The following is an 8,872-nucleotide window of genomic DNA, read 5'->3' as shown; positions in this document are numbered from 1 at the left end:
CAATCGCCCGATTTCACTCCAACCCTTCGGGCAAGTGCCTTGTGCGACTCCACAATGACATTGAACAGGCTCTGAGGCTCAACGGCTGGCGGCGGATGACGCCGCGGGCGCCGACGCTGCGGTCCAGCGCGCATATTCCTTGGGGTAGGCCAGGCGGTAGCGCTTCATGTGGAAGGCCGCCTCGTCGTCGCGGCCCAGCATCACCGCGCTTTCGATCACGACCTGGATGACCCGCGGCTCGGGCGAGTAGTGCAGCAGGTCCAGCGCCATGCGGTGCAGCGGCTCGGCGTTGTCGCGGGTCAGCGGTGTGGTGGTGAGCCGCGCAAACTGCAGCTGGTGGGTGAACAGCACCGAGCTGGTCACCTTGGCCTGCACGTTGTCGCGGTATGCGGCGGCGCGGGCGGTGTTGGCCTTGTAGAGCTGGCTTACACGGAAATAGTCCCACGCCGCGAGCGCGCACACGCCCCACACCAGCACCGCCGCGCCGCCCAGCACACCGGCCAGCGGCCATGCGCCCCTGCCGGCACCCGGCCGGTGCGGCGCCCCAGCGGCGGGCCAGGCCAGCACCCCCACCGCAAACAGCGCCGCCAGCTGAAAGGGGCCGTACCACAGCGGGTATTCGAGCATGCTGTGCAGCCCAATCAACGCCAGTACGCCCCAGGCCAGCTGGCGCCCGGGCTGCTGCTCGCGCCAGGGCCGTGACCACAGCACCCAGCCCGCCACGGCCGCGCACGCCAGCGCTGCCGTCGGCAGCCCCAGCTCCACCGCCAGGTGCAGCGGCAGGTTGTGGGCGTTGTCCAGCAGCACGCAGAAGCGGTCGCCCGGAAACAGGGTGACATAGTGCGCATAGTCCAGCTCGCCCCAGCCCCAGCCCACCCAGGGCTTCTGGGCGATCAGCGTGAGCATGTTGGACCACAGCACCCGCCGGCTCGTGCAGCCGGGCGATGTGTCGGTGAAGCGGTGGAACAACGCGTCGGCGCGCACGCCCTGCCAGCGCCACAGCAGCTCGGGCAGCACCCAGGCCGCCACCAGAAACACGCCGCAGCCCAGCACGGCCAGGCGCGCGGCCCCGCCGCGCCCGGTGCGCCGCCACATCACCGCCAGCACTGCCACCAGCGCCCACTGCACCGCCCCCGTGCGCGACGCCGTGGCCGCCGCGGCCACCGCCAGAAACACCATGCCGACCACGGCCGCCGCGCGCCGCACGCCCTGGGCCGCGCCACTGCGCAGCGGGCCGTGCAACACACACCACAACAGCGCCCAGGCCCCCAGGGCCAGCAAGGTGGCCTGCTGGTTGCGCTGGCGCAGGTTGCCCGCCGCCTGCCCCGGCTGCGAAGGATGGACCCAGGGCTGCAGCCCCACGTCGCCCACCGCGTATTGCGCCAAGCCGATGCAACCCGCCACCACGGCCGCCAGCAGCAGCCCCCCCGCAAGGGGCTGCGCTCGCGGCGCCCCCGCACGCGCCCAGCCCGCCACCCCGTCGGCACGCACCCGCCACGCCCAGGCGGCCAACAGCACACCGGCACACACCCAGGCATTCAGCAGGGGCCAGAAGTTGGAGATGGGGGAGTCGGTGTAGGCGAACAGGAAGGGCCAGGCGACCGCAACGACGCACAACGGTGCGGCAAAAAGAGGCATCTCAGCAGAAAAAGGCAGTCATGGGCAGCTGGCGATGATAGGGCTGCGCGCACGACGCCCCGGCCGCCGCGCGGCAGCCCTCCCTGCCGCCCATGGGACAATCGCCGCCATGCACGCACTGTTTGAAGAAGCCGGCAAATTCCTCGCCGGCCGTATCCTGTCGGAAGCCGACACATCTGCCCAGGTCGAGCTGGACTCGGGCAAGCGGGTCAAGGTCAAAGCCGCCAACATCCTCCTGAAGTTCGACAAGCCCGCCCCCGCCGAACTCATCGCCCAGGCCCAGGCCGTGGCCGAGACCATCGAGCTGGACCTGGCCTGGGAATTCGCGCCCGAAGACGAATTCGGCTTTGCCGACCTGGCGCGCGACTACTTCTCCGAGAACGCAACCCTGGCCCAACAGGCTGGCGCCCTGTTCCGCCTGTACGACGCGCCGCACTACTTCCGCCGCGCGGGCAAGGGCCGGTTCAAGAAGGCTTCCGCCGAGATCCTGCAGCAGGCGCTGGCCGCCATCGAGAAGAAAAAGGCCGTGCTCGCGCAGATCGACGAGTGGGCCGCGCAGCTGGGCCGGGGCGAATGCCCGCAGCCCATCCGCGAGCAGCTCTACAAGATCCTGTTCAAGCCCGACAAGAACGCGCCCGAGTACAAGGCCGTGGTCGAAGCCAGCCGCGCCACGCACACCGCGCCGCTCGATCTGCTGCAAAAGGCCGGGGCCATCGACTCGGCCTACCAGTTCCACTGGAAGCGCTTTTTGTTCGAGAACTTCCCCAAGGGCACGGGCTTCCCCGCGCTCACCGCGCCCGTCATTGCGGACGAACTGCCGCTGTCCACCGCGCAGGCCTACTCCATCGACGATTCGCAGACCACCGAAATCGACGATGCGCTGTCGGTGCAAGGGCTGGGCACGGGCACGGTGGTGCTGGGCATCCACATCGCCGCGCCGGGCCTGGCCATCCAGCCCGGCAGCGCCGTCGACCAGCTGGGCCGCGCGCGCCTGTCCACGGTGTACATGCCGGGCTACAAGATCACCATGCTGCCCGACGACGTGGTGCAGACCTACACGCTGGACGAAGGCCGCGCCAACCCCGCCGTGTCGCTGTACGTGACCCTCGACGAGGCGACGCTGGAGTTCAAGGGTTCCGAGACCAAGCTGGAGCGCGTGCATGTGGCGGCCAACCTGCGCCACGACCAGCTCGACGCTGTGGTGACCGAGGACTGGCTCACCAACCCGGGTTTTGAGCATCAAAATGACCCCCAGCGCTTATCTGATCTGCGCCCACAGCTATCATTTTTATATCGACTGGCCAAGGACCTGAAAGCCCGCCGCGAGGTGGTGCGCGGCAAGCCCGAGAACTTCAACCGGCCGGACTACAACTTCCGCCTCGTTGGCAACAACGGTGCCGAGCCCACGGGTAGCGAGCAGGTGCAGATCAGCGTGCGCCAGCGCGGCGCGCCGCTCGATCTGATCGTGGCCGAGGCCATGATCGTGGCCAACAGCACCTGGGGCAGCTGGATGGCCGAACTCGGCGTGCCCGGCATCTACCGCAGCCAGGCCAGCATGGCGCCGGGCGTGAAGGTGCGCATGGGCACCAAGGCGCTGCCGCACGCAGGCATCGGTGTCAAAGCCTATTCGTGGGCCACGTCGCCGCTGCGCCGCTACACCGACCTGGTCAACCAGTGGCAGATCATTGCCTGCGCCCGCCACGGCAAGACCGCCGCGCTGGCCGCGCCCTTCAAGCCCAAGGACGCCGACCTGTTCTCCATCATCAGCAGCTTCGATGCCGCCTACAGCGCCTACAACGGCTACCAGGCCGGCATGGAACGGTTCTGGACGCTGAAATACGTGGAGCAGAACGGCATCACCGAGCTGAACGCCACCGTCTTCAAGGAAGGCCCGGGCGGCAGCTTTCTGGTGCGGGCGGACGACATTCCGCTGGTCTTTCCCGTGCTGGGCGCGCAGAACCTGCCGCGCGGCGCGCGCCTCAAGGTCAAGCTGGGCGAGGTCGATGAGATCACGCTCGACATCCACGGCACCGTGGTCGAGCGCCTGGACGACCCGGCCGACGCCAGCGATGACGGCCCGGTGCCGGACGCAGAAGACGAAGACGACGACACCGTGGCCGGCCCCATTGCCATTGCGGTGGACGTGAACGAGGCCGAGCCTGCCGCGGCTGCCGCCGCAACCGCCACTTCATAATGGGCGCCTTGGCCGCACCGCCCTGCGCTTGGCGCGTGCAACCCGTGCGGCCGATGCCTGCAATGCGATGAAACTGCCCACCTTCCTCCGCACCTTCAGCACGCTGCAACTGGCGCTCGGCGTCTCTGTGGCCGTGCACGCTGCGCTCATCACCGTGCGGTTTGTCGACCCGGCGGGCTTCAACCGCGTGTTCCAGGACACGCCGCTCGAAGTCATCCTGGTCAACGCCAAATCCAACGAGCGCCCCGAGAAGGCCCAGGCCATTGCCCAGGCCAACCTGGCCGGCGGCGGCGAGGCGGCCAAGGGCCGCGCGACCAGCCCGCTGCCCTACACCGCGCTGACCACCGTGGGCGACGACTACGAAGAAGCGCAGCGCAAGATGGACGCCATGCAGGAGCAGCAGGCCCAGCTGCTGGCCCAGTTGCGCAAGCAGCTGGCCACCATGCCCGAACCCGACCCGCGCAAGCCCAGCCAGAGCGCCGACCAGGCGAATGAGCAGGAGAAGCGCCGCCAGCTCGTCAAGCTGCTGGCCGAGATCGAAAAGCGCATCAACGAAGAAAACTCGCGCCCCAAGAAGCGCTACATCAGCCCCGCCACCCGCGAAGAGGCCTACGCCATTTATTACGACGCCCTGCGCCGCAAGGTGGAAGACAAGGGCACCGAGAACTTCCCCGAGCAAGGCGGCCGCAAGCTGTATGGCGAGCTGACCATGATCGTCACCGTCAACCACGATGGCCGCGTGCTGGGCACCGAAGTGGTACAGGGCTCGGGCAACGCCACCCTGGACCGCCGCGCCGAGGCCATCGCCCGCGCGGCCGGGCCCTTCGGCGCCTTCAACGCCGAGATGCGCCAGAAGGCCGACCAGATCGCGATGGTGGCGCGCTTCAAGTTCACCCGCGACCAGACGCTGGAAACCGTGGTGAGGTAACCCGCCGCAAGCCCGCCGCGCCAGGCCCTTGCCGCCCTTTGTTGATGGATCCATCGCAGGCCCTGCCAACGCCGCCCGCGCCCCCGCTTTGTAACCACCCCATGATTTCTTCACCCGACCTGTACTGCGTGATGGGCCACCCCGTGGCCCACAGCCGCTCGCCCGACATCCATGCCCGGTTTGCCGCGCTGACGGGCCAGACCCTGCGCTATGAGCGCCGCCTGATCGCGCTGGACGGCTTTGCCGACGGTGTGCGCGCATTTGTGGCCGAGGGCGGGCGCGGGTGCAATGTGACGGTGCCCTTCAAGTTCGAGGCCCCGGCGCTGGCCGCCGAATGCAGCCCGCGCGCCCAGCTGGCAGGCGCCGCCAACACCCTGGTGTTTCGCCCGGACGGCAGCATCTTTGCCGACAACACCGACGGCCTGGGCCTGGTGGCCGACATCACCCGCAACGCCGGCGTGGCCCTGCAGGGCGCGCGCGTGCTGCTGGTGGGTGCGGGTGGCGCCGCCGCCGGCGTGCTGGGCCCGCTGCTGCAGGCGGGCCCCGCCCACATCACGGTGGCCAACCGCACCCTGGCCAAGGCCCAGGCGCTGGTGGCCAGCCATGGCGCACTTGCATCGCTACAAAAATCAGAGCTTCTGGCACTTACCCCACAAGCGCTGGAGGCCAATTTTGATGTGATCATCAACGCCACGGCCAGCAGCATGGCCGGTGCCGAGGTACCCGTGCCCGCCAGCGTGCTGCGCCCGGGTGCGCTGGCCTACGACATGATGTATGGCCCGGCGGCCGCCGGTTTCCTGGACTGGGCCCGCGCGCACGGCGCCGTGCCGCGCGACGGCCTGGGCATGCTGGTGGAGCAGGCCGCCGAAGCGTTTGCCCTGTGGCGCGGCGTGCGCCCGCCCTCGGCCCAGGTGCTGCAGGAACTGCAGCAGCAGGCCGCTTGAACCATGGGGCCACGTGCACCTGCACAACCGTTCGGGCTGAGCCTGTCGAAGCCTCGCGCAGCGCTTCGACAAGCTCAGCATGAACGGGTGGAGTGGGCTCGTTCCACCTGGTAAGCAACACCAAACAATGGGAGACAAGCTGCCATGAAACCCGTGCTGCGCTGGCTGGGCCTGGTGCTGCTCGCCCTGGTGGGGCTGCAGCTGTTTTTCGTGCTGCGCATCGCCGCCATGGCGGCCGTGGCCCCCGAATCCACCACCTTCCAGCGCTCGGAGGCCTGGACGCTGCTGTCCAGCAAGGGCAGCATCCCCTGGCGCCAGCAGTGGGTGCCCTACGCCGAGATTTCCGACCACCTCAAGCGCGCGGTGATCGCATCGGAAGACGACAGCTTTGTGAACCACGACGGCGTGGACTGGAACGCCATCGAAAAAGCCTGGGAGCGCAACGCCAAGGCCGAAGCCCAGGCCAGCAAGGCCCAGGCCCGCGCCCCCGAGCGCCCGGTGCGGGCCCCCAAGATCCGGGGCGGCTCCACCATCACCCAGCAGCTGGCCAAGAACCTGCTGCTGTCGGGCGAACGCACCCTGCTGCGCAAGGGCCAGGAGTTCGTGCTGACCCTGGCGCTGGAGCAGCTGCTCCCCAAGCAACGCATCCTGGAGATCTACCTCAACAACGTGGAATGGGGTGAAGGCGTTTTCGGCGCCGAGGCCGCCGCCCAGCACTATTTCCGCAAGAGCGCCTCCCGGCTCAACGCCACCGAGGCCGCCCGACTGGCCGTGATGCTGCCTGCGCCCAAACGGTTTGAGAAAACGCCGGGGTCGGCGTATCTGGCGGGGCGCACGCGCACGATCCTGGCGCGCATGGGGAGTGCGGAGCTGCCTTGATGCGGAGCAGCCAGCCGCCCGTGCAGGCGGCCCACCCGCGCGCGCTACGGCATCGACAGGGCTGCGCCCAGATGGCTGTAAACCGCGCCTACCCGGCGGAGATGGCGCGCCTCCGGATGGGTGAGCAGCCACAGCTGGGTTTCGCACTCATCAAGGGGATCGGTCAGGCGGACCACGTCCTTGCGCCCCTCCGCGAGAAACAGGGGAACGATTCCCACCCCCAGCCCCAAGGCGACCAGCTCCAGAACTGACAGGATGCTGCCCACGCGATAGCGCGGCAGCACTTTCGGGAAGTGTCGTTTTCGCCAGACCACGGACGGGTGCTCGGGCAACGCATCGTCGGGCGCCACCCAGTCGCATGCCCCGGCCTCGACCTGGGCATAGCGCCGCACCTCGCCGCGTCTGGCCGCATACAGCGCCGCCCGGATGGGGCCGATCTGTCGCCCGATCAGGTGCGGCGGCGGCCGCTTGGTGGCCCGGACGGCGATGTCGGCATCCCGCCGGGTGAGGCTGGCCAGCTCATTGCCCGTGTGCAACTCAAAGCCGAGCAAAGGATGCTCTGCGCGCAGGCCCGCCAGGGCCGGCGCCACCAGGCCATGCAGCACGGTGTCCGTTGTGGTGATGCGCACCGTGCCGGAGATTTGCGACGGCTCTGACTCCACGCAGGAGCGGGCAGCCTCCAGCGCCGTCTCCATGGCCTCGGCATGCCCTGCCAGTTCGACGGCGAGCTCTGTCGGCACATAGGCGCCCCGGCTGCGCTCGAACAAGGGCTGGCCCAACCTGCGCTCCATCCGTTGCAGCGTACGGAACACGGTGGACGCATCCACACCCAGGTGATCACCGGCGGCACCCAGCGTCTGGTTTCGTACCAGCGCCAGCGCGACCTCCAGGTCCGCTGCGGTCAGTCGCTCTTGCGTTTTTGCAATCATTTCGTGCGGAGGTGCCTATGGTTGTTTCACGGATGCAATCTTAAAGTCTCTGCAGGTTCACCACTTCGGAGATATCAATGACCTCGTCCCCCTCGCCATTCCAGCCACTGGGTGTCGCGCTTCTTCGCGCCAGCCTGGGCATCATGTGGATCGCCCATGCGCTGCTCAAGCTCTTCGTTTTCACGTTGTCCGGTACATCGGATTTCTTCACCAGCATCGGCCTTCCGGGCTTCCTGGCCTATCCGGTCTTCGCTGTCGAACTTGTGGGTGGCATCGCCCTGCTGCTCGGAATCTACGCCCGGCAGGTGGCGCTGGCGCTCACACCCATCATGGCCGTGGCGGCGTGGGTGCACGTGCCCAACGGATGGGTGCATACCAGCGCGGGCGGCGGCTGGGAGTACCCGGTGTTTCTGCTCGCGGCCTCGGTGGCGCTCTGGCTGATGGGCGATGGCGCGGCCGCGATCCGGCGCAGCGATTTCATGGCGCCCCAAGGCCGGATTCCGCCCAAGGGGCCACGGCGCGGCGAAGGGGTTGCACAATGAGCGCGCCCCTGGTGCTGGTGTCGCACCCGCTGTGCCCCTATGTTCAGCGTGCAGCCATCGTGCTGATCGAGAAAGGCATCCCTTTCCATCGCCGCGACATCGACTTGTCGAACAAGCCAGACTGGTTTCTCAAGATCTCGCCCATGGGCAAGACACCTTTGCTGCTCGTCGGCGATGACGTGATCTTCGAGTCTGCCGTGATCTGCGAATACCTTGAAGACACGGCGCTTCCGCGACTGCACCCGGCCGAAGCACTGCGCCGCGCCGAGCACCGCTCGTGGATGGAGTTTGGTTCGGTGGTGCTCCAACTCATCGCGGCGTTTTACAACGCGCCCGACGAGTCCACGCTGCGGGCCCGCGCAGCGGACATCCGTAGCCGCTTTGCACGGCTTGACGAAGCCTTGCACGACGGCAGCACGTACTTTGCCGGCGACCGTTTCAGCATGGTCGATGCCGTGTTCGGGCCGGTCTTTCGGTACTTCGATGTCTTCGACCAGATCGAGGACTTCGGATTCTGGCAAGGGCTGGCCAGGCTGCAGAACTGGCGCAGTGCACTGATGGGCAGACGGTCGGTGGCGATGGCGGCGAGTCCGGACTACCCCCTGCTGCTGAGCGCCTTCTTGCGCGGACGGGACTCCGCAATCAGCCGCCGCATGGCTTAGAGCCTGTTCAATGTCATTTTGAAGATCGCAGTGGAGTGCAATCGGTATGAGTGGATGCGCCGGGAGCGCCGGATGGGCACATGCCCAGGCAAGCGGCCGGTGGGGTCAATCGCCCGACTTCACTCCAACCCTTCGGGCAAGTGGCTTGCGGGGGGG

8 protein-coding genes are annotated in these 8,872 nt (G+C 68.0%); 6 read left to right on the top strand and 2 right to left on the bottom strand.

The window, feature by feature from the left end:
- Positions 1 to 78: 78 nt before the first annotated feature.
- Positions 79 to 1,638 carry a PglL family O-oligosaccharyltransferase gene (locus ACOQFS_RS06815; protein WP_421562146.1) on the bottom strand — a complete coding sequence of 520 codons (1,560 nt, stop codon included), beginning with the start codon at positions 1,636 to 1,638 and terminating at the stop codon, positions 79 to 81.
- A gap of 109 nt (positions 1,639 to 1,747) precedes the next feature.
- Here ACOQFS_RS06815 and ACOQFS_RS06810 point away from each other — a divergent pair, with 109 nt between their 5' ends.
- The 4 genes from ACOQFS_RS06810 (at position 1,748) to mtgA (ending at position 6,583) form a co-directional block, all read left to right on the top strand.
- Complete coding sequence (locus tag ACOQFS_RS06810) at positions 1,748 to 3,832, top strand: ribonuclease catalytic domain-containing protein (RefSeq protein ID WP_421562145.1); 2,085 nt, start codon at positions 1,748 to 1,750, stop codon at positions 3,830 to 3,832.
- 67 nt (positions 3,833 to 3,899) lie between these two features.
- Positions 3,900 to 4,760, top strand: a complete 861-nt coding sequence (locus tag ACOQFS_RS06805; protein ID WP_421562144.1) for an energy transducer TonB — start codon at positions 3,900 to 3,902, stop codon at positions 4,758 to 4,760.
- A gap of 101 nt (positions 4,761 to 4,861) precedes the next feature.
- Positions 4,862 to 5,704, top strand: a complete 843-nt coding sequence (gene aroE / locus ACOQFS_RS06800) for a shikimate dehydrogenase (RefSeq protein ID WP_421562143.1) — start codon at positions 4,862 to 4,864, stop codon at positions 5,702 to 5,704.
- A gap of 144 nt (positions 5,705 to 5,848) precedes the next feature.
- A complete protein-coding gene (gene mtgA / locus ACOQFS_RS06795; protein ID WP_421562142.1) occupies positions 5,849 to 6,583 on the top strand; it encodes a monofunctional biosynthetic peptidoglycan transglycosylase in 735 nt (244 codons plus the stop codon).
- A 44-nt stretch (positions 6,584 to 6,627) separates the two neighbouring features.
- Here mtgA and ACOQFS_RS06790 read toward each other — a convergent pair whose 3' ends face one another.
- Positions 6,628 to 7,512, bottom strand: coding sequence for a LysR family transcriptional regulator (locus ACOQFS_RS06790; protein WP_421562141.1), 885 nt, complete (start codon positions 7,510 to 7,512; stop codon positions 6,628 to 6,630).
- A gap of 77 nt (positions 7,513 to 7,589) precedes the next feature.
- On the opposite strand from ACOQFS_RS06790, the gene ACOQFS_RS06785 reads away from it, so the two are divergent.
- Both ACOQFS_RS06785 and ACOQFS_RS06780 read left to right on the top strand, forming a co-directional pair.
- Positions 7,590 to 8,054: a DoxX family protein gene (locus ACOQFS_RS06785; RefSeq protein WP_421562140.1), complete on the top strand. Its 465-nt coding sequence runs from the start codon at positions 7,590 to 7,592 to the stop codon at positions 8,052 to 8,054.
- On the top strand, positions 8,051 to 8,716 hold the full coding sequence (locus ACOQFS_RS06780) for a glutathione S-transferase family protein (protein WP_421562139.1): 666 nt from the start codon (positions 8,051 to 8,053) through the stop codon (positions 8,714 to 8,716). Before ACOQFS_RS06785 ends, ACOQFS_RS06780 begins: the two co-directional genes overlap by 4 nt.
- The last annotated feature ends 156 nt before the right edge of the window (positions 8,717 to 8,872 follow it).

The sequence above is a fragment of the Paracidovorax sp. MALMAid1276 genome (assembly GCF_049198005.1).
Classification (GTDB): domain Bacteria; phylum Pseudomonadota; class Gammaproteobacteria; order Burkholderiales; family Burkholderiaceae_C; genus Acidovorax.
The sequence above is the reverse complement of the archived record's forward strand: the minus strand, read 5'-3'. Positions and strand labels throughout refer to the sequence as shown.

What these genes read in the sequence shown, in the direction of transcription:
- mtgA (WP_421562142.1), top strand. Translation starts at nt 5,849, where the DNA reads ATGAAACCCGTGCTGCGCTGGCTGGGCCTGGTGCTGCTCGCCCTGGTG.
- ACOQFS_RS06790 (WP_421562141.1), bottom strand. Translation starts at nt 7,512, where the DNA reads ATGATTGCAAAAACGCAAGAGCGACTGACCGCAGCGGACCTGGAGGTC.
- ACOQFS_RS06815 (WP_421562146.1), bottom strand. Translation starts at nt 1,638, where the DNA reads ATGCCTCTTTTTGCCGCACCGTTGTGCGTCGTTGCGGTCGCCTGGCCC.
- ACOQFS_RS06805 (WP_421562144.1), top strand. Translation starts at nt 3,900, where the DNA reads ATGAAACTGCCCACCTTCCTCCGCACCTTCAGCACGCTGCAACTGGCG.
- ACOQFS_RS06785 (WP_421562140.1), top strand. Translation starts at nt 7,590, where the DNA reads ATGACCTCGTCCCCCTCGCCATTCCAGCCACTGGGTGTCGCGCTTCTT.
- ACOQFS_RS06810 (WP_421562145.1), top strand. Translation starts at nt 1,748, where the DNA reads ATGCACGCACTGTTTGAAGAAGCCGGCAAATTCCTCGCCGGCCGTATC.
- aroE (WP_421562143.1), top strand. Translation starts at nt 4,862, where the DNA reads ATGATTTCTTCACCCGACCTGTACTGCGTGATGGGCCACCCCGTGGCC.
- ACOQFS_RS06780 (WP_421562139.1), top strand. Translation starts at nt 8,051, where the DNA reads ATGAGCGCGCCCCTGGTGCTGGTGTCGCACCCGCTGTGCCCCTATGTT.